Annotated in this window: 29 protein-coding genes and 1 pseudogene; 19 read left to right on the forward strand and 11 right to left on the reverse strand. The window is 59.5% G+C overall.

Annotation, left to right across the window (positions count from 1 at the left end; all coding sequences use genetic code 11):
- Positions 1–66: 66 nt before the first annotated feature.
- From ACYG9V_RS16935 to ACYG9V_RS16945, 3 genes are read right to left on the reverse strand one after another with little or no spacing between them, the layout of a single operon-like run.
- Complete coding sequence (locus ACYG9V_RS16935) at positions 67–1,773, reverse strand: ABC transporter substrate-binding protein (RefSeq protein ID WP_460221978.1); 1,707 nt, start codon at positions 1,771–1,773, stop codon at positions 67–69.
- A gap of 22 nt (positions 1,774–1,795) precedes the next feature.
- A complete protein-coding gene (locus tag ACYG9V_RS16940) occupies positions 1,796–2,149 on the reverse strand; it encodes a Rieske (2Fe-2S) protein (protein WP_023673824.1) in 354 nt (117 codons plus the stop codon).
- An 11-nt stretch (positions 2,150–2,160) separates the two neighbouring features.
- Complete coding sequence (locus tag ACYG9V_RS16945) at positions 2,161–3,243, reverse strand: amidohydrolase family protein (protein WP_031194312.1); 1,083 nt, start codon at positions 3,241–3,243, stop codon at positions 2,161–2,163.
- 129 nt (positions 3,244–3,372) lie between these two features.
- Here ACYG9V_RS16945 and ACYG9V_RS16950 point away from each other — a divergent pair, with 129 nt between their 5' ends.
- Both ACYG9V_RS16950 and ACYG9V_RS16955 read left to right on the forward strand, forming a co-directional pair.
- Entirely contained in the window at positions 3,373–4,230 is an 858-nt protein-coding gene (locus ACYG9V_RS16950) for a LysR family transcriptional regulator (RefSeq protein WP_023673822.1), read from the forward strand.
- 90 nt (positions 4,231–4,320) lie between these two features.
- Positions 4,321–5,397: an FAD-binding oxidoreductase gene (locus ACYG9V_RS16955; RefSeq protein WP_031204576.1), complete on the forward strand. Its 1,077-nt coding sequence runs from the start codon at positions 4,321–4,323 to the stop codon at positions 5,395–5,397.
- A 526-nt stretch (positions 5,398–5,923) separates the two neighbouring features.
- Here the strand turns inward: ACYG9V_RS16955 and ACYG9V_RS16960 are convergent.
- Positions 5,924–7,118: pseudogene (locus tag ACYG9V_RS16960) on the reverse strand (IS256 family transposase).
- A gap of 737 nt (positions 7,119–7,855) precedes the next feature.
- On the opposite strand from ACYG9V_RS16960, the gene ACYG9V_RS16965 reads away from it, so the two are divergent.
- Together ACYG9V_RS16965 and ACYG9V_RS16970 are read left to right on the forward strand one after the other, a co-directional pair.
- Positions 7,856–8,605, forward strand: a complete 750-nt coding sequence (locus ACYG9V_RS16965; RefSeq protein ID WP_352446944.1) for a hypothetical protein — start codon at positions 7,856–7,858, stop codon at positions 8,603–8,605.
- A gap of 354 nt (positions 8,606–8,959) precedes the next feature.
- Positions 8,960–9,184 carry a hypothetical protein gene (locus ACYG9V_RS16970; RefSeq protein WP_352624354.1) on the forward strand — a complete coding sequence of 75 codons (225 nt, stop codon included), beginning with the start codon at positions 8,960–8,962 and terminating at the stop codon, positions 9,182–9,184.
- 988 nt (positions 9,185–10,172) lie between these two features.
- Here the strand turns inward: ACYG9V_RS16970 and ACYG9V_RS16975 are convergent.
- Both ACYG9V_RS16975 and ACYG9V_RS16980 read right to left on the reverse strand, forming a co-directional pair.
- Positions 10,173–10,475, reverse strand: a complete 303-nt coding sequence (locus ACYG9V_RS16975) for a DUF1330 domain-containing protein (RefSeq protein WP_023670645.1) — start codon at positions 10,473–10,475, stop codon at positions 10,173–10,175.
- A 1,043-nt stretch (positions 10,476–11,518) separates the two neighbouring features.
- A complete protein-coding gene (locus ACYG9V_RS16980) occupies positions 11,519–12,058 on the reverse strand; it encodes a VOC family protein (protein ID WP_352446950.1) in 540 nt (179 codons plus the stop codon).
- A gap of 112 nt (positions 12,059–12,170) precedes the next feature.
- On the opposite strand from ACYG9V_RS16980, the gene ACYG9V_RS16985 reads away from it, so the two are divergent.
- Genes ACYG9V_RS16985 through ACYG9V_RS17000 form a run of 4 tightly spaced genes read left to right on the forward strand, consistent with a single transcriptional unit; the run spans position 12,171 to position 13,714 of the window.
- Complete coding sequence (locus tag ACYG9V_RS16985; RefSeq protein WP_023670649.1) at positions 12,171–12,797, forward strand: LysR family transcriptional regulator; 627 nt, start codon at positions 12,171–12,173, stop codon at positions 12,795–12,797.
- Complete coding sequence (locus ACYG9V_RS16990; RefSeq protein WP_084630787.1) at positions 12,703–13,017, forward strand: LysR substrate-binding domain-containing protein; 315 nt, start codon at positions 12,703–12,705, stop codon at positions 13,015–13,017. Before ACYG9V_RS16985 ends, ACYG9V_RS16990 begins: the two co-directional genes overlap by 95 nt.
- Positions 13,018–13,051: 34 nt before the next feature.
- A complete protein-coding gene (locus tag ACYG9V_RS16995) occupies positions 13,052–13,393 on the forward strand; it encodes a transposase (RefSeq protein ID WP_460221979.1) in 342 nt (113 codons plus the stop codon).
- Positions 13,394–13,435: 42 nt separating this feature from the next.
- Complete coding sequence (locus ACYG9V_RS17000) at positions 13,436–13,714, forward strand: hypothetical protein (protein WP_352639821.1); 279 nt, start codon at positions 13,436–13,438, stop codon at positions 13,712–13,714.
- Between the two features lie 109 nt (positions 13,715–13,823).
- Here ACYG9V_RS17000 and ACYG9V_RS17005 read toward each other — a convergent pair whose 3' ends face one another.
- From ACYG9V_RS17005 to ACYG9V_RS17020, 4 genes are all read right to left on the reverse strand, one after another.
- Positions 13,824–14,012, reverse strand: a complete 189-nt coding sequence (locus ACYG9V_RS17005; protein ID WP_031243249.1) for a hypothetical protein — start codon at positions 14,010–14,012, stop codon at positions 13,824–13,826.
- Positions 14,002–14,226 carry a hypothetical protein gene (locus ACYG9V_RS17010; RefSeq protein WP_023670653.1) on the reverse strand — a complete coding sequence of 75 codons (225 nt, stop codon included), beginning with the start codon at positions 14,224–14,226 and terminating at the stop codon, positions 14,002–14,004. The genes ACYG9V_RS17005 and ACYG9V_RS17010 overlap by 11 nt, the downstream gene beginning before the upstream one ends.
- A 585-nt stretch (positions 14,227–14,811) precedes the next feature.
- Positions 14,812–15,186 carry a class I SAM-dependent methyltransferase gene (locus ACYG9V_RS17015; protein WP_023815939.1) on the reverse strand — a complete coding sequence of 125 codons (375 nt, stop codon included), beginning with the start codon at positions 15,184–15,186 and terminating at the stop codon, positions 14,812–14,814.
- Between the two features lie 39 nt (positions 15,187–15,225).
- A complete protein-coding gene (locus tag ACYG9V_RS17020; protein WP_023685378.1) occupies positions 15,226–15,444 on the reverse strand; it encodes a hypothetical protein in 219 nt (72 codons plus the stop codon).
- A gap of 414 nt (positions 15,445–15,858) precedes the next feature.
- Between ACYG9V_RS17020 and ACYG9V_RS17025 the strand changes: the two genes are divergently transcribed.
- From ACYG9V_RS17025 to ACYG9V_RS17065, 9 genes are all read left to right on the forward strand, one after another.
- The gene (locus tag ACYG9V_RS17025; RefSeq protein WP_245276573.1) at positions 15,859–16,017 is read left to right on the forward strand and encodes a hypothetical protein; all 159 of its coding nucleotides are present in this window, start codon (positions 15,859–15,861) and stop codon (positions 16,015–16,017) included.
- A 132-nt stretch (positions 16,018–16,149) separates the two neighbouring features.
- Positions 16,150–16,362, forward strand: a complete 213-nt coding sequence (locus ACYG9V_RS17030; RefSeq protein WP_023690461.1) for a hypothetical protein — start codon at positions 16,150–16,152, stop codon at positions 16,360–16,362.
- A 460-nt stretch (positions 16,363–16,822) separates the two neighbouring features.
- On the forward strand, positions 16,823–18,133 hold the full coding sequence (locus tag ACYG9V_RS17035; protein WP_460221980.1) for a pilus assembly protein TadG-related protein: 1,311 nt from the start codon (positions 16,823–16,825) through the stop codon (positions 18,131–18,133).
- Positions 18,130–18,519 carry a hypothetical protein gene (locus tag ACYG9V_RS17040; RefSeq protein ID WP_023750533.1) on the forward strand — a complete coding sequence of 130 codons (390 nt, stop codon included), beginning with the start codon at positions 18,130–18,132 and terminating at the stop codon, positions 18,517–18,519. The genes ACYG9V_RS17035 and ACYG9V_RS17040 overlap by 4 nt, the downstream gene beginning before the upstream one ends.
- Positions 18,520–18,523: 4 nt before the next feature.
- The gene (locus ACYG9V_RS17045; RefSeq protein WP_460221981.1) at positions 18,524–18,964 is read left to right on the forward strand and encodes a TadE/TadG family type IV pilus assembly protein; all 441 of its coding nucleotides are present in this window, start codon (positions 18,524–18,526) and stop codon (positions 18,962–18,964) included.
- Complete coding sequence (locus ACYG9V_RS17050; protein ID WP_023708223.1) at positions 18,954–19,364, forward strand: TadE/TadG family type IV pilus assembly protein; 411 nt, start codon at positions 18,954–18,956, stop codon at positions 19,362–19,364. Before ACYG9V_RS17045 ends, ACYG9V_RS17050 begins: the two co-directional genes overlap by 11 nt.
- A 215-nt stretch (positions 19,365–19,579) precedes the next feature.
- Entirely contained in the window at positions 19,580–20,125 is a 546-nt protein-coding gene (locus ACYG9V_RS17055; protein ID WP_352624369.1) for a hypothetical protein, read from the forward strand.
- A 664-nt stretch (positions 20,126–20,789) separates the two neighbouring features.
- Positions 20,790–21,035, forward strand: coding sequence for a hypothetical protein (locus ACYG9V_RS17060; protein WP_023686078.1), 246 nt, complete (start codon positions 20,790–20,792; stop codon positions 21,033–21,035).
- Between the two features lie 728 nt (positions 21,036–21,763).
- Positions 21,764–22,111, forward strand: coding sequence for a VanZ family protein (locus tag ACYG9V_RS17065; RefSeq protein WP_023686079.1), 348 nt, complete (start codon positions 21,764–21,766; stop codon positions 22,109–22,111).
- 660 nt (positions 22,112–22,771) lie between these two features.
- Here ACYG9V_RS17065 and ACYG9V_RS17070 read toward each other — a convergent pair.
- Positions 22,772–23,044, reverse strand: a complete 273-nt coding sequence (locus ACYG9V_RS17070; RefSeq protein ID WP_023730766.1) for a hypothetical protein — start codon at positions 23,042–23,044, stop codon at positions 22,772–22,774.
- A 57-nt stretch (positions 23,045–23,101) separates the two neighbouring features.
- Here ACYG9V_RS17070 and ACYG9V_RS17075 point away from each other — a divergent pair, with 57 nt between their 5' ends.
- The gene (locus ACYG9V_RS17075) at positions 23,102–23,311 is read left to right on the forward strand and encodes a hypothetical protein (protein WP_023730765.1); all 210 of its coding nucleotides are present in this window, start codon (positions 23,102–23,104) and stop codon (positions 23,309–23,311) included.
- Positions 23,278–23,478 carry a universal stress protein gene (locus ACYG9V_RS17080; protein WP_245270445.1) on the forward strand — a complete coding sequence of 67 codons (201 nt, stop codon included), beginning with the start codon at positions 23,278–23,280 and terminating at the stop codon, positions 23,476–23,478. The genes ACYG9V_RS17075 and ACYG9V_RS17080 overlap by 34 nt, the downstream gene beginning before the upstream one ends.
- Positions 23,479–23,905: the final 427 nt, after the last annotated feature.

Genomic DNA, 23,905 nt, shown 5'->3' on the forward strand with positions numbered 1-23,905 from the left:
GCGGCAGTCCTGCACTCGGAGCAAGCCGACCGGAGCCTCACAACCATCGTGGCCCCGGCCGCCTTTTCATGCCGTGGCGATCCACCAGCGTTCGGCCATTTTCAGTCCATCGTTCTCCCAGTTGGGCGCCACTTCGCCATGTGCGAGCTTTTTGGATTGGGCGCTGACGAAATTGTTGAAGACCAGCACGATGCTGCCGCCATCGTCGTGGGTTAGTTGCTGCATCTCGGCATACATTCCCGCTCGCTTGGCCTCGTCCGTCTCGGCCCGCGCCTTAACAAGCAATTCGTTGAAATGGGGATTTTTCCAGAACGACTCATTCCAGCTGGAGTCCGCGGCGAAGGCTTGCGTGAACATCCAGTCGGCCGTCGCTCGACCGCTCCAATAGGATGCGCACCAGGGTTTCTTGAGCCAGATATTGTCCCAATAAGCGTCCTCGGCCTCCCGCACGACATTGACGTCGATGCCGCATTGGGCTGCCGTCTCGCGAATGAGCGAAGCCGCATCCACCGCGCCTGCAAAAGCGGCATCGGCGACCGAGAGATCCACCTTCAGGTTCTCCATTCCGGCCTTTTTCAGGTAGTGCTTGGCTTTTTCCGGATCGAAGTTGTGTTGCGGTTGCGGATCCTTGGCGAATTTGATCGCTGGCGCGATCGGGTTGTCGTTAGCCACGGTGGCGTGGCCGAGAAAGATCTTGTCGACGATTTCTTGGCGATTGATCGCCCATTTCAATGCCGTTCGCACGTCTGGATTATCAAACGGCGCCATCGCGGCATTCATCGGCAAGGTATAATGTCCGTAGCCGGTGACCTCGACGATTTCCACCTTCGGATTGCGTTTCAACATGCCGAGGGTCTTGAGGTCGGCGCGGCCGATATAGTCCACCTCGCCCGTCGACAAGGCCGCCATGCGAGCGGCAAGATCAGTGATGGCGATGAATTCCACCTCGTCGAGATAGGGCTTGCCGTTTTTGAAGTAGTTTGGATTGCGCTTGAGTTTCGCCGAAACGCCGGGCTGGAAATTCTCAAGGAGGAAAGCGCCGGTGCGAACCCCTGAAGCCCAGTCCGCCTTGCCGTCCTTGGCTGGCATGATGACCAGATGGTAGTCACTCATGATGTAAGGGAAATCGGCGTTGCCGCTCTTGAGCGTGAAGACCACCGTTTCCGGGCCGTCGGCCTTGATCCCGGCGACGGACTCCAACAGCGACTTCGCCGCCGATTTTGTGTCCTTGCCCATGTGATATTGCAATGACGTCACGACGTCATCCGCCGTCACAGTCTTGCCGTTGTGGAAGGTTGCGCCTTTGCGCAGCTTGAAGGCCCAGGTCTTGGCCCCATCCGAAGATTCGAAGCTCTCGGCGAGGTCCGGTTGGACATTGCCTTTGGCGTCGACCTCAGTGAGGCTGTTGGATAGCGAGCCCGAAAACGCGGTTTGTGTGAACGTATCGGGGTAGCCGGCCGGATCGATTGAATCCGTCGTCGCGCCATGAGCCATGCCGAGCTTGGCGAAGCCGCCGTGCATCGGTTCGGCACGCGCCCTGGCGACGAAGAGCGTGTCGGCGGCGGCGACCGTCAGGCCTGCGGCTATCCCAAGATGAATGAAGTCGCGGCGGGAAACTTTGCCGCCACCGACCAGGCTTTGCGCGAGACCAAGCTTGTATTCAGATTCTGACATTTGACTCTCCCATTGCGGAGTTCTCCGCGTTATTTTTTTCAAGCACCTGCGAACAAATCTGCTAGTTGGCTTCGGCCATCTTTCTTCGAATTTTTCCAATCCCAATCGGCTTTTGGGCCAATCAGGCCGTCACATAGATGCTGCCGGCTTCGACGGTGACTGGAAATGTGCGAGCGCGAATGGACGGATCGACCAAGGCTTCACCTGACTTGATGTCGAATTCCCAGCCATGCCAGGCGCATCGAACGATCTCGTTTTCGCGATGATAGATGAATTGCGCTTGTTCAACGGGCGCGGTTGTCCCGCATTGCGGTCCCTCGCAAAGTGGAGCGCCGCGGTGCGGACAGACATTCAGCAGCGCGTGGAATGAATCTCCGATGCGGAAAATCCCGACCGAAAGGCTGCGGATCTTGGCGATAAACGGAGATCCTGTTTCGATCTCGTCGACGCGGCAGATATATGTCTTCTCGGGCATCGTATGCTTCCTCAGGCAGCATTCGCGGCTTGCGCACGGGGGATGCGTTTGTAGACTTCCAACGCATTCAGTCCCATGATCTTGCTCTTCCAGGCAGGAGGGATTTGCAGCGTGTTGGCATCGTCGTAATCCCAGTGCGGATAGTCCGACGCAAACATCAGCGTGTTTTCCCCGTCCATCGCTTCGAGCGTGGACCAGAGATGTTGGATGTTTGCAGGTTGCTCCAGCGGCTGCGTGGAAAAGCGGATGTTGCGCCGGCAATATTCCGATGGCAGCATCTTCAGCCATGGCGTCTCTTTACGCAGCGCTTTGTAGTCGGCATCCAGGCGCCACAGGACCGACGGAACCCAGGCGACACCGCACTCGATGATCACGAAGTAGAGGTCCGGCCACTTCTCGAAGACGCCATGGGCGATCATGCTTGCCACGTGCGACATCGCGGACATGTGCAAAATGGCATGCGTTTCCCAGAAGAATGTCGTGGGCGCAGGCGCAATGGCAGTTGAATTCACGCCGCCATGCCCGCCCAGATGTATGGCGAACGGCAACCCTACTTCAGCGCAAGCTTCGTAGATCGGATGGTAGAACGGGTCTCCATACGGCTTGACGGACCCTTGGGAAGCGAGAACCTGGACCATACGCGGATGACTGCCCAGACGGCGTATCTCGGCGGCAGCGAGCTTCGGATCCTGTGGTGCGATGATGATCGAACCCATGAAACGATCGTCTTTCGGCAGCCATTGGTTGATCTGATAGTCATTGTAGGCGCTGACCAGGGCGCTGGCATAGTAAGGATTGGCGAGGGTCGACGCCTCGATCGGCTCATCGCCGGTGAGGATCGCCACGTCGACTTTGTACTTGTCGAGGTGCTTCTCTTTCATGATGAGATAATTGTCGGCTTCCGTCTTCGGACGGACGTCCTTGCGGGAGAAGTCCTGCGGATGAAACCAGGGGCGATGGCCATGCGGAAATGCGCCGACTGGACCTGTTTTCTCGCCCTCGGTGAACATGTCTTTCCACAAGCCGGAAAGGTATGGCGTCAACACGGTGGCGCTTGACCAGTAATTGTGACAGTCGCAATCAACTATGAACACTTTGTTCCGCTCCGTGGCCCGTCCCGGCGGTGCGCCGGCCGATGATCTGGTGCAGCTTCCCCCTTGAGTATTGTTTGATCAAGCTTATGGTAGGCAGGAACATGATCGAATTTTTCGATCGGGATTTCCATGCAGCTTGATCACATCGAAACCTTTCTCGACATCATCGAATCGAGAAATTTCAATCGCACCGCAGATCGGTTGGGCTTAACCCAATCGACAATCAGCACCCGCATCAAGAACCTGGAGAGCGCAATCGGATCTGAACTGTTCCAACGCGGACGCGCCGGGGCAGAGCCGACTGCCGCAGGGCGCCGGTTCGAAGCCTACGCAAGATCTCTGGTATCCACTTGGTCGCAGGCTCGCCACGATGTCCGGGCCTTCAACCGTTTCGAAGGCACCTTGCGCGTTGCCGCCCAAGTGGGCATGACCCGCTCAGTCCTGCCCGGGTGGGTCGAAACCCTGTGCCAAGCACTTCCGAAGTCCTCAATCCATGTCGAGTCGGATTATTCGAACCAGATGGTCAGCGACCTCAGCATGGGAAATCTGGATATCGCGGTGCTTTATGCCCCCCGCTACTTGCCTGAGATCGCATACGAGCACCTGATGGTCGAGGAATATGTAATGGTTTCGACTGCCGCCAGAAACCTGTCGGACGTCGATCCCGACACCTACATCCGACCAGGCTACACCGTCGTGCTGGAGAAAACGCACGCAGAGATGCTGGCCCAATTGGCGATCTGCCGACTTTCGACCGGATCGGAAGCTCTGGCGGAGATCATGCTCCGGCGAACGGGCGGCACTTGCTACATGCGCAGCGATGATGCGCGCAGGTTTACCGGTGAGCTTCCATCGTTCCTGGTCGAAGGAGCGCCGACCTTGCACCAGCCAGTCCATACGGCGATACTGGCACGCCGCAAACACGAACCGATCATTCGCAAAGGCATCCGTGCTCTCCATCTCGCTGTTATGTCGCTGGAGGTTTAATCGATATTCCCGATCATAACGCTGGAATAATATTGCTGTTCAGCGGGGTAAGAACTGGCATGTTCGCTCGACCTAACGCCGAGCCGCACGATGAATGCATACGCCTCCATCCAAGCCTCAGATGTCGTGCCCACCATGCGTCAGCGGCGATGGGCACAAAAGACGCGAGATATAGTGCTCTGCCGTCGCGTGATAGACGAGACGCACGATGTGAAAACATTTGTTCTCACATCTGCCGCTGGTCGGATGTTCTGCTTCAGCGCGGGCCAGTATGTTCTCGTGCACCTCAGGATCAACGGCGCCACAATAACGCGCGCCTACTCGGTATCGTCACCGCCGACGCGACCGCTTGATCTTCAGATCACCGTGAAGCGAACGCAGGGCGGGCTCACTTCCAACTGGATCCATGACCATTTGACGCCGGGCAGCGAGATCGAGATCGAAGGGCCGCTCGGTTCGTTCAATCTGGATAAATTGCCGTCGGAGAAACCTGTTTTCCTTTCGGGCGGGAGCGGCGTGACTCCGACCATGTCAATGCTGCGTGCGCTTACAGACCGCGCAGACGACAGGGAGATCCGCTTCATTCACAGCGCGAAAACCCCAGGCGACATCATCTTCCGAGCGGAACTGGAAGCACTTGCCGCTCGCTTTCCCAATGTTCAAGTGACTTTGGTTTGCGGCCAGGGAGGTCCCGCTTGGACGGGTTCAACCGGCCGAATTGATGGTCGGATGCTGCTGAGCCTGGTTCCCGATCTTCAAAAGCGCACTGTTTTTGCCTGTGGGCCCGAAGGGTACATGAAGACGGCACGCGCCTGCCTTGATGCAATAGGCTTCCCGCCAGCGCAGTATCACGAGGAGAGTTTCGGAGGCAGCAATGGTTCTCGGTCGGAATTGGGCTTGGCGATTTCGTCTTCGGTCCGTTTTGTCCGCTCGGGTGTGGAGCATCGCTGCGCGCCCGGAGAGACCCTGCTGGACGCGGCGCGGAACTGTGGCATCTACATCCCAACCGCCTGCCAGCAGGGCGTTTGCGGAACGTGCCGAATAGCCAAACTATCCGGCGAGGTTACCATGGACGATTTAGGCGGACTGAATGCTAAAGAGAAATCTGCCGGCTATGTCCTGGCATGTTGCAGCCGCCCGCGAGGGACGGTTTTGCTCGACGCTTAGCTCGGCGTTGTTGACTGTTGGAAGATTCCGTCGGCGCACGCATCGGCGTCAGGGTCTAACCCAACGGCTCGACGCTCGAAGCTGTCAGTCCGTTATCGGCCCCCAAATGAGACGTTGGAAGCATTGAGGGCAGGGGACAGTTCGTGGCGCAAACGAGATAGCAGCTCCGAGTAGTCATCGCTGTTCGCGAAACGGTCGATTTCTGGACATCGCAATGTCGGGTATGGACTAACGCGCTATCTCGGCTCGAGGACCAATTCAGGTACGCGCCTGACATTAGGTATTGAGCATAGATCCGTGCGTCCCGGAAAGCGGACGCGGCACGATCCGGGTTAGGCGAGTAAGATACGCTCGATGACGGCGGCGCGCGCGGGAACGTCGCAACCAAGGATGAAGCTGTTGCTGGAGTCGAGCGGGCATTCACGCGGCCATGCCGGAGCAGATCGGCGCTACGACGGCCCAGCAGCCTTTGTCGCGGGGGGTTGTGTGCGTCAAGTTCTGCAAAATGGGGCAGCCATGATGCTGGTCATGCGGCTTGGCGCAGAGCGAGCTTCTTGTGCTCGCGCAGGTCGTCCATGTTGATGTATCGGTTGGCCTCCATCCAGTTTTCATTGGTCTCGACGGCCAAGGCCCTGACCAGGCGCAGGCAGCTTTCGGTGTTGGGGAAGATGCGCACGACATAGGTGCGCCGGCGGATTTCCTCGTTGAGCCGCTCCAGCATGTTGGTGGATTTGAGATGCTTGTGGTGCTGTCTCGGCAGCCTGAAGAAGGTCAGGGTTTGTTCGATGGCATCCTCGGCCCAGCCTGTCAGGCGCGGATAGCGTGCCGACATTTGGCAAGCCATGCGGCAAGATCAGCCCTGGCCTCTGCGAGATCGCGCCGGTCGTAGAGCCAGCGCAATTCCTGCAGGCAGTCGTCGCCGTGCTTCCTCGGCAGATGATCGAGCGCGTTCCTGAGGAAGTGCACGTAGCAGCGTTGCCAGGCGGCTTCGGGGATCACCTCGCCGATCGCTGCCACCAGGCCGGCGTGATCGTCGGACACAACCAACTCGACGCCCTTGAGGCCGCGCGCCTTGAGGCCGACGAGGAAGTCCCTCCAGGCCGAGCGGCTCTCGCGATTGGCCATCTCCACGGCCAGGATCTGGCGCCTTCCGTCCCAGTCGATACCGACCGCGATCAGCACCGCCTGGCTCATGACAACACCGGCTTCACGCACCTTCTCGTAGCGCGCATCGAGGATGAGGTAAGGAAACGGCTCTTGAAGGGGGCGCCTGGCAAAGGCAGCGAGGCTCTCGTCCAGCCGCTTGTTGATGGCCGAGATCGACGAGGCCGAGAAGGCATGGCCGCACAGTTCTTCCGTGATCGCCTTCACCTTGCGGGTCGACACGCCCTGGACATACATCTCCGCCAGTGTCGCCACCAAGGCCCGCTCGGAACGCTGGTAGCGCTCGAACAGCTCGGTGGAGAAGCGCCCGGCCCGGTCCTGCGGAACCCGCAGCTCGAGCTTGCCGACCCGGGTCACAAGGGTGCGGCCGTAGTAACCCGAGCGATAGCCAAGCCGTTCGGGCGTGCGTTCGCCCTTCGAAGCACCCAGCGCCTCCTCCATCTCGGCCTCGAGAACCTCCTGCATCACCGCAGGATCACTTCGTGCAGCCCCTCCGGGTTCGAAAGCAGAATGTCTTTGACGGCAGCGCTGGCGGTCTTAACTTCAGTCTTGGTCATGGTGGCGTTCCTTCGCGGGAATCAGGTGACGTGAACAATCACCAGCCTGCCATGACCGCCCCCTCTCAGCGAATTTGCAGAACTCTCAGCACACTACCTCGCGGGGGGACACCTTGCGGCGGGCGGGCCGCTGGGCCCGACCGGTGAGACTCAGCGCCCGCCGGCAAACAATATCGCACGCCTGCCAATGCCCACGAATCATACAAGGAAGAAAGATCTAACCAGCTATCGCCATTTCCGATGCGAACGCCTAAGCCTTTTATGAGACCTAAGCGCAGCTTGCAGGCCGCAGCATGGTCCCAATTTGGGACGAATAGTTTGGCACCCATATTGCACCCACATCTTTCGCCGGCTGATCCCCGGTCCTGATCGCGTACTCTGATCAGGTGTAAGGCTCGCCGGGCTCGAGGTAGTTGGGGTCTTCGCCCGGCGAGTTGTCTACCAATGCGCAGTCACAGCCACACGGTGACGCCATACTCCGAAATGCCGCAAGCATTCCGCGGTTGTGCATCGCCCGACCAAGGTCCGATCGGTATGGGACTTCAGTCGCGCAAAGGGCGATACGGTCTGCGACTCCGGATTTTTTGCTAGATTTCAGAGGGTTACAAAGCGCTTCGCAGTCGTCAGTCGCTCATTGCAACAAGCATTTATCTAAAGTTCATTCAGTCGAATTAGGAAACTCTTATAAGCCGCTCTATAACGAATCGGCGAGGTGGCTATTCGACTGAGGAGGTACCATGACATCCCGAAAAACGCTGTTGGCAGCGCTTGCCGCGCTTGCGCTAGTGACCGCTCCTGCTTTCGCTGGCGCGGGTGGAAACGGAGGTGGTCACGGCAATGGTGGTGGTCACGGCAATGGCGGTGGTCACGGCAGTGGCGGTGGTCACGGCAATGGCGGTGGTCACGGCAATAGCGGCAAGTCCGGCAACAGCGGCGGGAAGTCCGGCAACAGCGCTTCGCACGGCAAGTCGGCATCGGCTCACGCCGGAAAGAAGGCCTCGGCCGACGACCAGGTCGCCGTCGACGACATTGAGGTCGCCGCGACGCCTAAGGACAAGAACATTCACGCCAAGCTTGGCCGGCTGAACTCGCTGCAGCGCAACATCAACGCATATATGAACTCCAAGAGCAAGAAATTCGCCGGCATTCAGGCTTATGTGACAGCGTCGGCGGCCGCGAAGAGCGCCCAAGCCGCGGTGGATGCCGCCCAAGCCGAAGTCGACGCTTTGAACGCCAAATTGAACGACCCGAATACTCCGGCCGACCAAGTCCCGACCCAGGAGCAGATCGATGCAGCGCAGGCAGCGCTCGATACGGCCAATATAGCGGCGGCCGATGCTGCTGCCGCCGTCCCATCGCTGGATGACGCGCTCGCCGATATGGCCAACAAGCCGGTCGACGCCAAGGTCACCGAATGGGCCAACGGCGTGCTTGCCGAGAAGATCGACGAGATGGCTGCCAAGCAGACTCCCGCGGCAACGCCGTAAGGCGGTCACAGCCGAGCGATCCTAGCCGAACGTCCAAGCCGCCGGGTCACACCCCCGGCGGCAGGGCGACGACGAGCTTGCCACCTTATTCTCCTCTTTGAGGGCGACCCTAAACAAGCGGAGTCGCTACCGACGCGTAGGAACAAAAGTGCCGAAATACCGTGTTGAGGATATCGCAGCCGATGCCGTGACGGCCACCCACACCGTCAACGCGAAAACTCCGATCAGGGCGGCGCGCGAAGCGGCGGAACGCGACGTCATTCTACGCCCGGCCACATCTTCGAATACAGCTCAGCCTGTAGGGCGGTCCATACCCGGCTGGCCGCGGCTCACGCTGGTTTCTTGAAACGCACCATGCCGCCGACCTCGATGAGTTCGACTATTGACCCGGACCAGGGTTCTCTCGGTCTGGTTTTGAGCGAGCGGGGGAAGCAATACGATTTCCTGGACGTGCCGCTTGAGGCGTTTGTCGCGTTCAAATCTGCCTTCCCCAAGGGCCGCTATTCAACAATCACATCCGCAACCAACTATGCATTCCGGCTCGCCCAAGAAAAGGCTGCAGGCTCCTTGGACGATTAAGGGAGGTTCTTTCAGAAAAACGGCCCGCGCTGATCGAAGGGCGCGGGCCGGTCCGTTGCCGCCGGTCGGCAGCGGGAGGCATCCATTCCGGCCGGTGCAAACCGGCCCCTCCCGCCACAATTAGCAACCTTCGGCAGTCGTTTTCATCTGTCCAGGGGCTGCGGACTTGGCACTGGTGTCATCCTGTTGACCAGGAGCGGCCTGCTTAGCACTGCCACTCTGCTGGCCCGGCGCACAGTCCTTCGCTGAGTTCGAATTGGTCGACTTCGTTGTGGTCGAATCCGTGTTGTTATCTGTCGTCGGCATCGTTGTGGTAGTGGAGGAGCCACTCGACGTCGTCCCTGTTGTCCCTGTCGTCCCCGCGAACGCAAGCCCACTGGAAAGAGCCATCATGGCAGTGGCAAAAAGAAGCCGTTTCATTCTTCATCTCCTAATGGCAAGTAATGTCCCTTCCATTCGATAACGGGGGATGCGAAGGATCGGTTCCAACGCGACCTTGTCTTGACCGGCAGCTTTGGGGCGGCCGTTAGCGGACTGGCAGCCTTCACGCGGCGGATCTTCGGTAGCTGACATTCCGGCTAGCGCGGACATCGCCTTCCCCATGGGCAGAAATTAGTCTCCTGGGGCCCGCCCACGTTTCTCTCAAGCCACCGATTTCATGGCCGACAGGTTATCACGATGTGTCTGAAGGTGGAGAAGCTGATCGTCGCCCCTTGGTTGTGCAGCCCTTCAGCCGTGGGCCAACCTCCGAACACCCTTGAAAAAGGACTTGAAGTCGTCCCGCACCAGAGCGAACGTCTTCGGATGATCGGGATAACACGGCGGTCACGAGACACCTGTTCCCGCGTCTTTTGCTCGCTCGCCGGCGCAGCGGCAAATTGATCATAGAGTGTACTAAGTGGTCTTGCTGCTCCGGCATCTCGCCGTGAGGAAGAAATGACGCTGAGGATGCCCAACTGTCGTCGGGTCCGCTGGCCGCGCTTATGGGTCACGCCGCAGGCGTTGCAATCCCTTCTAAAGCGATGATCCTGGTGTTAGCGGAACGTTTGCGGATCTCGATCAGCCGGGCGTATTCCGGCGAATTATACCAGCCCATCAATGACGCCATGTCGGGGAATTCGACAATGACCAGTCGGTGTGGATCCCAATCACCTTCCAAAACCTTGGTGGCGCCACCGCGGCCCAGGTACCGCCCACCGTACCGCTCTTCGGTAGCGGGAACGTCCCGCCGATATTCCTCGAACAAGGCAGCGTCTTTTACGTCTACATCCGCTATCAGATAGGCAGCCATCTGTGTTTCCTCCTTAGACCTACCTCGCGCTCCTCGGCTTCGGCGTCGTCGGTCCGCACCCTGTGGACGATCTCCGTGCGACATCCAGCGCCAGCGCGCTTTTCGATGATTGTTGGCGCTGCCACGGCTTTCCTTCTTTCGCATAGTTCGCAAAGATTAGCATGATCGCTGCTCTCGTGTCTGGCGGTCTCCCTCAAAGCGTCATCGAGCGCCCTTCAGATGAGACACCGCCGTCTCGACAGGTAGGCTCGGCAGGGTTCGGTATTTCTTCGGTTCTTTTCAACCAAAGCTTGTCGAAAAGCGCGAATGAAAATAGGAAATATGCAACCTGAAAGATGATAAAAATCAGCAAGGTCCATGCAAGGGACTTCCAGAACGAATCGGTTGCTAGGTAAGTCCAGGTCGCTACCACGGTCGACGTGGCAAACATCCCAATCAGTAATCGCGGAAAAAACATCATGTTCAATGCCGCCCCATAGCTGGACCGACCGGTCTCACGTCTACTCCCCAGAAGAACGTAAGGTTTCACTAAATTAGTAATTGCGCAAGCACCAATGGCCAGAACCAAACCTTCCGAACAGCTTTCCCGGGCTGAAATCGAGCGCTTCCTGGCGGCAGCCGAAGCGCTGCACAAGAGCATCGTCGGGCCGCTGTGCGTACCACAGCGAGCATGCCAAGCTCTGTGAGCTCCATCGACCCCTTTTGAAGGCGATCGAGAACATCACCGGCCACAAGGCGCAGTTCATCCAAAGGAACGGGACAGGGCCGTCTCAGCCGCGCGGGAGCCGTCTGGCTAGCCGCCGGTCAAGTCCTAAGCTCGGATGCGAAGCTTCGCTTCTCTTCCCGCAGGGTATTGCGATGCATTTTAAGCGCTTGAGTTTGCCGACGGTCTTCTCGAAGCGTACACTTTATTACCTGGGGTGGCGAAGCCCGCCAGCCGAATGGTTGCCCTCCGCTCGCAGCCAACCGGCTCCGTGGCTCGGTGAATGGCTAGCACTGTCGCAGCAGTCCTCCGAACGCAGCCCGCCATGGCGGTGGCCAGCTTAGCAGTCTGATGCCCCCTCGCGGGCGAGATTGTCCACGTCGAGCGGATTGCTGACCAGTTTCAGCGCGCCGTCCGGGTTGCGCGGCCATTCCGCTTCCGGGCGATCCCAATAGAGTTCTACCCCGTTGCCGTCGGGATCGCGCACATAGATCGCCTCCGAGCCGCCATGGTCATTCGCGCCGGTGAGCGTCACCCCTGCTGCTCGCAGGCGGCGCAGCGCAGCCGCCAACGCCGCCCGTGTCGGATAGAGAAAGGCGACATGGTGTAGGCCCGTCGTGCCAATGGGGGGCGCGGCGCCGCCGCGGCCTTTCCAGTTAGTGAGCGCCAGATGATGGTGATATCCGCCCGCCGCGAGAAAGGCAGCCTCCTCGCCTAGCGACAGGTTGACGCCGAACCCGAGGGCACCGCAATAAAAGGCTAGCGATCGCTCGATGTCGGCGACGTTGAGATGGACGTGACCGACCCGAACGCGCGGGTTGATGGCATATTTTTCGACGAAGCTGGCGGCGTCATTGGGATTGATCGATTGATCGTTCATGGCCTCCGCTCCCCTGCTGGCGATTTCGACAAGCGTAAATATCGCGCAAATGCATTGCCCGGAAAATATGAGATGACTGGAATGAGCATCCCGTTTTCTGCATAATCCGGGAATGCGCATCGACGAGATATGTGTCTTCATCAACGTCCTCGAGGCAGGGAGCTTTGCCGGCGCGGCGCGCCGTCTCGGCATGCCTGCAACGACAGTGAGCGCCAAGGTCGCGGCCCTGGAGCGACGGCTCGGGCTCTCGTTGATCCAGCGCACGACCAGAAAGCTGCGCGCTACGCCCGAGGGCCAAGCCTATTTCGAGCGGTGTCGCATCGCGCTGCGAGAAATCGAGACCGTCGAAGCTGAGCTTCGCGCAGAGTCGGCGGGGATGGACGGACAGCTTCGGCTGACGGCGTCAGTGGATATCGCGCAGACGCTTCTACCGCCTGTTATTGCAGCGTTCCGTAAGGCTTATCCGGCGGTCGCCGTTGATCTCTTCGTCACCGACCGCGTTGCCGATCTCGTCGCCGACGGCATCGACCTCGCCGTGCGCGTCGGCCCGTTGCGCGATTCCAGCCTGATCTCACGCGCTTTCGTGACGGGTCCTTCAGGACACTTCCAAGGCCTACCTCGGCCGCCGGGGCACACCTGTCTCACTGGAGCAACTCGAACATCACGATCTAATCGCCCTCAGCAAGGCATGGGCGCGACCGCTGCCGATGCTGGCGGGCGACCGGAAGATCGGTGTTGACCTGACAGGGGGCCTCACCTGCGATGATCTGCTAACGGTGAGGGCGCTCGTGGCGATAGGATTGGGCATCAGCTTTCTTCCAGGCTATCTCGCCCATCAGCTCGATCTGGTGCGGGTACTCCCCGAACTGCGTTCACCGTTTACCGGCCTATTCTTTGCTTATCCGGCACAGAAGTGGGCGCAACGACACCGGTATTGGTTTGAGAGGAATCCGGTGTGATTCATAGATTGCCGACTGATTCTGGAGGTCGGCAATGTCTACGAAGATGACGGAGATGGATTGGTCGGCGGCGCTGGAGGTGTTCCGCGGATCGCTGCCACGGCGCGGAGCCAAGGGTCGGGACGACCCTGCTATTCGTGGAGGCTCTGCACTATTCTCAGTCCACAACATTACATGGCGAGCGCTGCCGGAGCGTTTCGGCAAATGGAACAGCGTTTGGAAACGCTTCGACCGGCTGAGCAAGGCGGGCGTGTTCGAAACGTTCTTTGATCATCTCGCTGCGCTCTCGTCGTCGGCGCACCTGGTGCAGATGTTCGACAGCTCCGTGGTGCGCGGTCATGTCTCGGCGGTATGGGCAAAAGGGCCTAGGCGATAAGATAGGTATTGCCCTGCGGAATCGGGTGGGATTCTAACTGCGATGACACACGAATTGCTTACAGACGACGGTTGGGCCGAGACGATTGAGCTTCTCGGCGGCGAAGATTTGCTTACGCGGAGCGCCCGCGAGACGAAGGCGTTCCTGCGTCCGCAGGGCGTTCAATCGGCGCCCGATTTGTTGCGCCTGACGCGCGGCGGCTTCTCGACCAAAATCCATCTGAAGACACCTAACGCGTTCATTGGACAGCGACCCATTACTTGGCCCGCCGGCTCATGTTGGCGGGCTTTTTTGCGTCAGTCGGGAACAACCTCGCTCTGAGGCTGTTCGGTCACACCCGGCTCGTTCTTCAGCGATTCCTGCCGGTGACCAAGATGTCCTCTCCACTCGTCATGGTCGGCCCGCGCAGCCTCGGAAGCAGGCGCGGGCCTCATTCGCCGTCATTGCTGTGTTCTCGGTGCGCAACCGCTTCTTTGAATGCGCGTGCTGCTGCATCGCAAGCGACACGTGAGGAGCCGTTCACGGACAGGATGATTTCGGCTGCCTTCACGGTCAAACCGTGTTTTTCGGCGAACTCTGCGGCTGTGTATGCGAGTTTTGTTTTTTCGCTACTCCGCATTTCTGACTCCATAGATCTCTTGCGCCTCGTGCAAGCTCTGTCGGGCCTGTTGCAGTGATCGATGCAAGTTCGCCAGCAATTCGTCGGCGTCGGCCGTCGGACTGCCTTCGTGATCCAGTAAGCCGACGATAATATCCTGCTTGGAAACGATGCTCTCGTTGTGAACGAGTTGGCCCATAAAATACATGAGCCGGCTCTGTGCCGGTGTGGGCATGGGCCTTCTCCCTGGTCGGGCGAAAGCCTGATGATCGCTCCCAAGCGCCTCGTGCCTGTTTGTTTTTGATTTTTCGAGGCGACCGCAGCAGTGTGCGCTCGTTAGCAGGCCATGGCAACCGGCCAGGCAATTGCAGCATCCACGCTGCGCACGCCGCCCTGACCGCGCGTGCCGGCCCCTGGCGTCGCTCGGCCGCTACTTCAGTGTTTCCGGTTGACAATCGTGGTCGGCGCACCGCATTTTCGCATTGAGGGACAAACGTGGGGAACCCTGCATGAAGAAGCCTTATCAGAAGCCGGAACTAAAGAAGCGCGAGAAGCTCTCGGCCGTAACGGCTGTGTGCACGCCATCAACCTGCACCGATGAGTGAGAACCTTTAGGCCCAAGGCGCTTTGCCGAAATTCGCTAGAGAGGGACTGCAGTGAAGAAAGAATACAGCAAGCCAGTACTGACCAAACGTGGGCGTCTCAGCGCAGTGACGGCGCAATTGGCACCCAGTGTTGAACCCAGAGGAGCCTAGGCAAACCCCTGCAACAAAGCCAGTTGGCTTCGGCGGCGGGCTTTTCCGCTTCCAGGCGCCGAAACTTATCTTCGCGTGCCTGTCACAACGAGCCATGCGGTTTCCGTGCTCGGTCTCCGCACTTCAGGGTCGCTGAACCCTGCATCTCGCAAGGCAGCAATGACCTCATCCGGCTCGCGAGGTGTAAAAATGTCGGCCGGCATGTTCATCCTGTCCATATGCGCCTTCGGGAGGAAGCCAAGCACGACGCGACCGCCTGGTTTGACGCGAGCGAGCTCTGCGGATCCAGCTCTAAGGCTTTGCCAGAAGTACACTGTGTGGACGCTGAGAGCCTTGTCGAATGTGCTATCCGGCAAGGGCAAGTCCTCGACTAGCCCGATTCGGAACTCGGCTCGTCCGCCGCGCACTGCATCGGCGAACCGGCGGCAGGCAGCGTTCACGACATCTGCGAGCGGTCAACCCCGCAAACGAATGCTGCCTCACGGGAGAAGTTGCGGCAGTAAAACTGCGCCGCCGAAACCGACCTCCACGGCGCGATCTTCCGGGACCAGGTGCACTTGATCGAGAGCGTAGCCGTTGAGCCGGGCATTGCCCCGGTTCATTCCGGCCCGGACCAGCCAGCCGCCGGTTCGGTCGGCCAGGACAGTGGTTTCGCTATAAATCGTGGCGCCATCCGATCCCACCCATATTCGGGTCATCTAGCCACCATGCGCCTAGAAGCGGCCGCCCCGCAAACGCTGCTTCGATAGCGATGACCAGTTGGGTTGTGCTGCGCTCTTACGCGTCGCATTCCAGCGGCTGGTGGTCCGGTTGCTCGTGCCACATCACCTGGCGGAAGTCGCGACGGTCTACCTTTTGCGCGCAAATGGGGCGCGCCTAGAAATGCTCTTCCCAGTCAGGTCATGTGGCTTGCCGGGGATGGGCGGTCCGAGGTTGGCTATTCTGGCCGTGCCCGACCGAACCCGTCGTAGCGGCAAAACTTCTGCAAGGCGTGCCCGTTGTCCGATCGCCCGCTCGCATTTTTTGTACCATATATTCGCGGCTTCCATTAGCATCCCCTCATGGCAACTCTGCGGTACGGCGTAAGGCGGGAACCGGATGGGACGTGGACGGTGTTCGACGTGTTCACCGGGCTGCCGGCTATTGTAGCGGGCCACCCATCTGTCGACCTTCCCGACATGGAGTATGCCGAAGAGCTGGCGGCCATCCTGAATGCCAACGACCTGAAGCAGACGCTATCTCAAGGGAGGTTCCCCGGAGGGTTCGCCTGACTGAAGTGGCATTAGCCCCCGTTGTATGCCCATCCAGGATGGTTCGTCCGATCCGAGCAAGCATTTGTTATTGATCTACCGACTACGACGGTCTTAAATCGACTTGCCATTGCGTTTCGTAGGGAGGATGTGATGAGCAACGTGGTGTCAATTCGCAAGGCCACGCCTCGCGTGGAAGTGGTCGGAGCCAGTGGCGAATGGGTCGTCCGCATCATAGAGACCGACCAGGAAATTACACGCTCATTCGGCCTGGAATCGTTTGCGCTGTCCTTCGCTGAAGGCCAGCGGATACGGCTACATCTCGACAAGGTTGTGCGGCTTCAGGACCCTCCTGCGGCTAGGTAACCTCAGTACCTGGACGGTGTTGGACGATTCCATGGCTGGTGAGATGCTTGCGGTGTGACGTCTCTCGTCCGCCGGACGCAAGGGCGGCGGGCACCTTTTGAATTGACAAGGCGCGGGCTGATTGACAACCTTTGGCTGTAAATGCGCTTTGCCTCAAATTTCCACTGGAGGGACTGCATGAAGAAAGAATACAGCAAGCCAGTACTGACCAAACGTGGGCGTCTCAGCGCAGTGACGGCGCAATTGGCACCCAGTGTTGAACCGCGATCCACATCCTAAGCAAACCACGGCCCTGCAACAAAAGCCCGCTGGCTTCGGTCGGCGGGTTTTGTTCTGACGCGTGGTAGGAACCGGCGATGAGGCTGTTCCTCGTCGCACTCGTTGTTTTGTCTTTGATGGCCGTCGGCTTCTGGCTGGCGGCCCAGTTGTTCCTGCCTCACTGATCGAGCTCCAGCGGCTCATGATCTGGTTGCTCGTGCCACATGACCTGGCGGAAGTCGCGCTTGTCGACCTGCTGGCCGCAGATCGGGCATGGGTGAACTCGATCGTGCCCGTCCTGCGGTTGGTGTGGCTTGCCGGGCTTAGGCGGTCCAAGGTCGGCTATTCTGGTCATGCTCGAACGAACACATTTCGCGGCAAAAGTTCCGTCAGTTGCTCTTCTCAGTTGGTGAAAGACATCGCACCAAAAGCGATAGTCATCTGGTCGACCGTCGAAATGAGCCTCCAAAGCGCACTGCGCCACGGCGGTCGCCGCTTCCAACCCGTAGAGATCGACCGCAGATTGAGCGGCCTGATCTCGGTACATGCGAGGCGAGGAGGAATTGCAGCGCACCTATTTCGTCTGGCAGGTCGGACTTCATCGAATCGGAATGGAGTTTTTAGACATTCGTTTATCTATTCATGGTTTCTAATACATATGGCATCCAACGCGTTCACCCGGATTTGGTTTGCTTTGAGCCGCCTAAGGCGCGCCACGAACGGTAACGTTGCCGTCATCGTTGCCTTCACCTTGCCGGTCGTGGTTGGCGGCGCCGGCCTCGGTGTGGAGACATCCTTTTGGTATTACAGCAGCCTCAAGCTGCAGGCCGTTGCCGATGCCGCGGCCTATGCCGGCGCGCTCGAGAAAGTCGCGGGTTCCGATAACCCGACCATCATCGCCGCCGCCACGCAGTCCGCGACCTCGAACAATTTTGCCACGCCGGGCACGATCCAGGTCAACACGCCGCCATTGTCCGGCCCGAACACCGCGAAGAAGGCAGTGGAGGTCATCGTCAAGCAGAATCTCGATCGCTACTTCACGGCGATTTTCAACCAGGCGCCCGTTGCCGAACAGGCAAGGGCGGTGGCGCTGATCAATGACGCCTCCAAGGCTTGTGTGCTGGCGCTCAGTCCGTCGGCCTCCCAGGCTGCGCTCTTTTCCGGCAACACCACCGTCAACCTCACCGGCTGTTCGGTCATGTCGGACTCGATTGCCTCGGACGCCATAAAGACGCAGGGCTCGGCGGTGCTCAAGGCCGACTGCCTGATCACGGTCGGCGGCATGGTGCTGAACAATCCAGCGACCACAGTCTGCAAGTCCAACATCACCCGAGCCTTGCCGGCAGCCGATCCTTTCTCCGGCTTGGCGACGCCGACAGCCGGCAACCCTTGCAAGAATGTCAACGGCAACAAGACGTCGCAAACACTCCAGCCTGGCACCTACTGTAGCGGCATGAGCCTCAGCGGCAACGTCACCCTGCAGCCCGGCGTCTACGTCGTGCAGGCGGTATGAAGGTCAACGCCAACGCGGTCGTCGCCGGCAGCGGCGTAACCATCTTCATGGCAGGCAGCAACACCGTCAGCATGAACGGCAACGCCAAGGTGACGCTGAGCGCGCCTACCTCCGGAGCCTATTCCGGCGTGCTGTTCTACGGCGACAGGACCGGGACTGCGGCACAGAGCACCTTCAACGGCACAGCGGACTCGCTTTTGACCGGCGCCATCTATTTTCCCAGGCAGCAGGTCAACTACCTTGGCAACTTCTCGGGGAACGGTGGCTGCACTCAGGTCGTCGCCGACACTATCCAGTGGTCAGGCAGTACGACGATCAAGCAGAACTGCAAAGGCCTCGGGATGGACGACATTCCGGCGGCACTGTCCGTTCAGCTTGTCGAGTAGCGGGATGGGTGGGCGGACCTTGCGCATTGTCCGGGACAAATCCGGGATAGCCGCCGTGGAGTTTGCCATGTTGCTGCCCGTCCTGTGCTTGGTCTGCCTCGGCATCGCCGATGGCTGGTCCTACGTGACGAGTTACCTGCAGATGCGCGCGGGCGTCAAAACCGCGGCCAATCTCGTGATGGCCGGCGCGTCCAATGACACCGGGACGCAGGCGGTCGCGCTTTCGAGCTGGAACGACAAGCCCGAGGACGCCGCGGTCGTGCTGGTCCGCTCCTATTTGTGCGGCGCCACGGTCGTGGATGAGACCACCATTTGCGGCGGAAAGAAGCTGCCGACCGTCTTCGTCCAGATAACGGCGACGGGCACCTGGGTGCCCCCGTTTAACTTCGGTGTCTTCCCGGACCCGCGCGCGATCAGTCATCAGCAGGTGATCCGTGTCCGCTGAAAGGATCGGATCCAGGTGGCGCCGTGACTGCTCCGGCGCAGCCGGGCTGGAATTCGCCTTGATCGCGCCTTTCCTGGTGATGCTTTTGTTCGGAATCTTCGCCTTCGGCTGGGCCATGAATGCCGTGTCGACCGTCCGCTATACACTGGAAACCTCTTCTCGGGCGCTGCAGCTGAACAACACGCTTTCGCAGAGCGACATCCAGGCTATCGCCACGCAGAAATTGGTGAACCTGGGTCTGAAGAACGTCATTGTGACGATCGCGACCGACCCTGCCAGCGGCGGTTTCAAGATGGCGCATCTGACCGCCAGCTATGCCTTCGTCATCGCTTTCCCGTATTTCGACCAGTATCCGATAAATTACGCCACGACCGTCACGGTGCCCCTGGTTGCTAGCTAGGCGTACGACCGGCTTTCATTGAGTTGGCGGCCCTGTATTCAGCTTCCCAAGGCAATGCGTCGAAGTCGGGCTTGTGCCCCGCTTCACGGTAGGCGGCCTGAGTGAGGAAACCTGCTTTGTCCCGCTCCACAACGCAAACAAATGGCGGAGTGCCCGGGCACCTATAAACGCCTACAGCTTTTTCCATGCAACAGGTGTGCTACGGGTGCTCGGAGATGTCGTCCTTCATTACGATGACAGAACAAGAGCGAGGACAGCAGCGGCCCGGCATCACTGAAAGGGTGCGGGTTGGTAAAATTCGTACAACTCTTTTCATTGCGGAGAGAGTTTCGGCGAGCTTATTAATGTGTCGTTTGCCATTGCCTTTTCTGGGAGGCTGCGATGGTTGCAACGCCCATAGATATCGCTCGAGCGGCCACTACGGCCACCTTGCTGATGCGCCAGAAGTCCATGGCGGAACCCGCCACATTTCGCCGGGACATGGATCAATCGCGCAGGGCCATCCGAGCCTCACGCGAGCTTCTGAAGCGCCTTGGTCACGTCGTCGCGACGTGGCGCTAGGCTGGGAAGATGCCGACCCGTCTACTGTTGCCGTCTCCGCCTTTCAAGCCGACGTTCTCCGCTCTGCATTCCGAGCCCTAGTAGGGGAAACGGGCACGCCTGAGTGTCAATGGCGCGATTTAGCCAAGGCCCTGGTGCGCGATTTCACTGGGTGCGAGCTGATCGAAACTGGCTTGGTGGATTGGATCGTCAGCAAGTAGCCGCTGCCCGCCAGCGGCCCAGCAGCGGTCTGCGGGGACTTTGCAGCGGACGCGCTGGGCCTGACCGGTGGGGCGGTGTGGTATCCGCCGGCTGGCGAACATATGCGCCTCCTGCCAACGCCAGCGAAACATCCAAACGAACGAGGCGATCTAACCGCGATCTCGCCATCCAAGGCCAACACATAGGCCGATAGCAAAGGCCTATAATCGCTGAGAGAACGAAAATGGCCGACGCCATGGTTGGGGAACCCGGGTGGGTAGGCGCCGGCCACAAGTGGAACAAGCCCGCCGCGCCACACACATGGCTGATTTGTCATCACGTGGTTATGGTGTGATCGCGCAGGGCTGCACCAGCGGAACTTAGTAAACGCCGCTTGGTAAGCGATCCTCGACGCGATCGTTCATCGCCACGACGACTTGGGAAACTTGACGGCTGCAGCCTTCTGCCATGTCAAGCTCAAGTCGTTAACAGCGGCCGCCCGGTCATGAGCAGGCATGCGCCCATCCTAGCATATCGCGCTGCCGGTATCGCAAGGCGCCGGCAGCAAGGGGAGGCGACCAGAGCCGATGTGAAGGGACTAGGCAGCTAATATTCGCTTGCGCTAATTTAAAAGTGCCGTAACGTCATGCTCAGCCTTTTGCGGAGGCGCAACGGTGGGGAAGTATGATGAGAGTTGCTGCGTTTTGTGCGGCGATCGTGATCGCTGGGACTGGTGTCGCTGTTGCCAAGGAGAAGAAGGTGGTGGTGAGTGACGCCACGGACCTTTGCTCTACGAAGCAGTCGGCCAAGAAGCAGGTGCTCGAGCTGGACTGCAGGCCGACCGGAACCGCCAAATTGCCGGCCGATGGAACGCCGGAAAAGCCGCGCCTCGGATACGACACCGATCCGTGGCTGGTTAAAGGCCTTTAGAGACTAGCCGATGGCAATACAGCGCGGCTAAGGGGAATGTGCGCTGGCGGTGAAGCCTCTTTGTTCTCTCATCGGTGGAACATTGTCGCCTGGAAACGCTTCGGACGGTGCACTGCCCCATCAGTGCAACGTTCCCTTCCTTGTTTGCACTGGCCGGCTGCCGAAAGGTGGCCGGCTTTTTTGTATATAACCGCGACCTGATGTTTGGGATTGTTGATGGACAGCCGCGAGTGGCCGCTGCTGGCCTAGCGTCTAGGATTGGAATACGTAGAGGCGAGATCACCAAGGCAGGAATGGCCAGACTAAACAGCGGTTTCGTCTGTTAGCCGCGACGCCGGCGATAATTGAATTCAGAAGGGCGTCGGCCCGGCTGCACAGCCGGGCCAAGGCTGGAAGAGTTCCGCTCCCGCCCAGCACGATACGCATCGCACCTGGCCGCAAGCGGTACCAATGGCTCGCCTATTCCGCCGCGTCTTTTCGGCAGGAAACCCTCGGCCTCATCACAATGGAGGGCGACATTCGCAGCGCCCTATGGAACCATCCAGAGTGACATAGGCTGTTTCATGCAACTTCCTGATGACATCAGGAGGCCTGTTAAGCATGCCAGTTGTTCGCGCTCGTAGCTCAGATGCAGGTTGGAGCTCTGCCTAGTGCACCAGTATCGGAAGCGAGAACTAGGAACCGGGAGTGCTGCGGATAGATTGCCGCAGTGGAGCTTTTATCAGCGCATGGCAAGGGCTGCCTTTCTCTCCACGTTGGCGGTCGTCCTGTTGCTCGCGCTATTGCCAGACCACTTGCTGCACGCCCTCGGATTGGCCCTTACGTCTCATCACGACAAGCTCAACCACGCCGCCGCGTTCGCCACCTTGTCGGCTTTGGGTAGCCTCGGCTGGCCCCAACAGGTGGTCCGGCTGGCGGTTCTACTTGCTTTAACGGGCGCAGCGATCGAAATCCTTCAATGCGTCACAGGCCGTGACATGAGTGTCTTCGACTGGTTTGCCGACTGCGCCGGAATGGCATACGGGCTGAGAACTATGAGCTGGGTGAACGAGATTCTGGGCGAACCGGTTATTTGATCGCCACAGGCTCCGCTTTACCGCCGCTGTCTTGGCCCCACTTGCCAGCCTCACGCCCGGGGCCGCCTTCGATCACCCTCGCTATTTCAATTTCCGACGCAAAGGCCGATAGCAAGGCGAATGGGTTTCAGGCCGCTCACCATTTAGACTTAGGTCCGATTCTTTCGCGCAAATGGCCGAAGCCGGAAACATTTCTCCTTCTACTTTGTTGCAGTGGCCGTGCCGCTGAGGAGAACATGCACAGTGCCTCTATCAAACGAACTGCGCGACGTACCTTTAGAATTCCAATGCCCCTCCTGTTCACGCCCTATGGTGAGAAGGGGATCCTGGCTGAAAACGATTGCCGGTTTCAAATGCGATAGCTGCAGGTCCAGAGTGCGGCTCGGCTACGAAGAGAAGCTGGCCATATTCGACCGGCACCTTAAGCGAGGCGCGCCGGATCTGGGCCGACGACCAATGGAGTGCGATCCCGGCAACGGTTCCTGAGAGTGTGTCGGCAATTCAAGCTCCAACTGCTTGCGGTCTGCCGCAAGTCCAAGCTTTCATCTGGTCGCAGGGTCAGGCGGCTCTTTCGTCCGTACGGAACCGATGATGGCGAGAGGTTTCGATGCGTCGGAGCACCGAGCAGGTCTACACGTTTTTCGTAGCGACCACCAATCTCTAGCTGACCACTTCAACGCTTTGACGAGGTGCGAGCAACTTGATTTTCAATAGTCTTTTTCGGGCCAAGATGCGCGCCGCCTCTGCGATGCGGCCTCCGTAAGCATCGGCGACGAATGATAGCGTCGACAGGTCAATAATGAGGTCACCGACCGCGCCCGCCAAGACATTGGACCCGGGCCCAAATTGATGCACCAGCGCCCGCACTTCCTTAAGTGCCGTCGAGACTTCACCCGCATCCAGCAGCGCCTCGATGTGATCGAAAATCTGCATCCCGACCCTCCCGCTTGCGCCTCACACGCTGAGCCCCCTCGAGTGGAAAGGAAAACGATGGCAATATCGCGCGAAAAGAAAGCGCCTGCCAAGGTGCTCGCGGACGAGGCGGCCCGCGACTTCATATCGCATCGCCGCAGGGAGGCGGTGCTGAAGGATATCGTAGCACTTGCCGACCGCTTGGCGTCGAAATCGAGACCGCCATCCGCAGCCGCGTCGCCGCCGCCGATGCCATTCCCCGCCAGGCGGGCCGGGGAGCGGCACTGATCGTCATGGGCGTGGCGCGGCGCACCGGCGAGGAGCTCTTCTTCGGCGAGACGGCCACCGGCCTGCTGCAGCGCTGCCCGTGCCCGGTGGTGCTGATCTCCGATTCCAGGCTGCGCCGTGATGACGAGGGCAGGGAAGAGCTGCGGTCGGGAACGGGTGGAGCTTGATCTCCCCCTTGAGGGGCCCTTGAGGGGGTTGAGGAGTGGTCCGCGTAGCGGACAGAAAGCCAATTGCTCGGCTTTCTGAATGACGAAAGCCGGCAGGCCAGAGGGAGTCGCCGCGTGTCAAGCGCTGGCCTCTTCTCGGCAATAAACTCTCGATATGTGACCGATCTCGTGATGCGACAAAGTCCCACTAGGGAGGAAAGAGACGAAGCCTTCTGTCCGCCTTGGGAAGCCAACCGGAAGGTCTGCTTTGCGCCCCAGGGTGGTCATAGAGGTCAACTTCGTCACTGCCTGAAAGCAGACATCGCTGGGGACCATAGTAGAGGTCACAGTTGCGTGCTACGCGGGGACAGCGTGAACGTCTCAATTCCGTTACATTCCAGTCCAAACGAACGCGCGTCTCGGCGCGCAATGAGCCAAGCTCGCAAAC

The sequence above is a fragment of the Mesorhizobium sp. W016 genome (assembly GCF_054719485.1).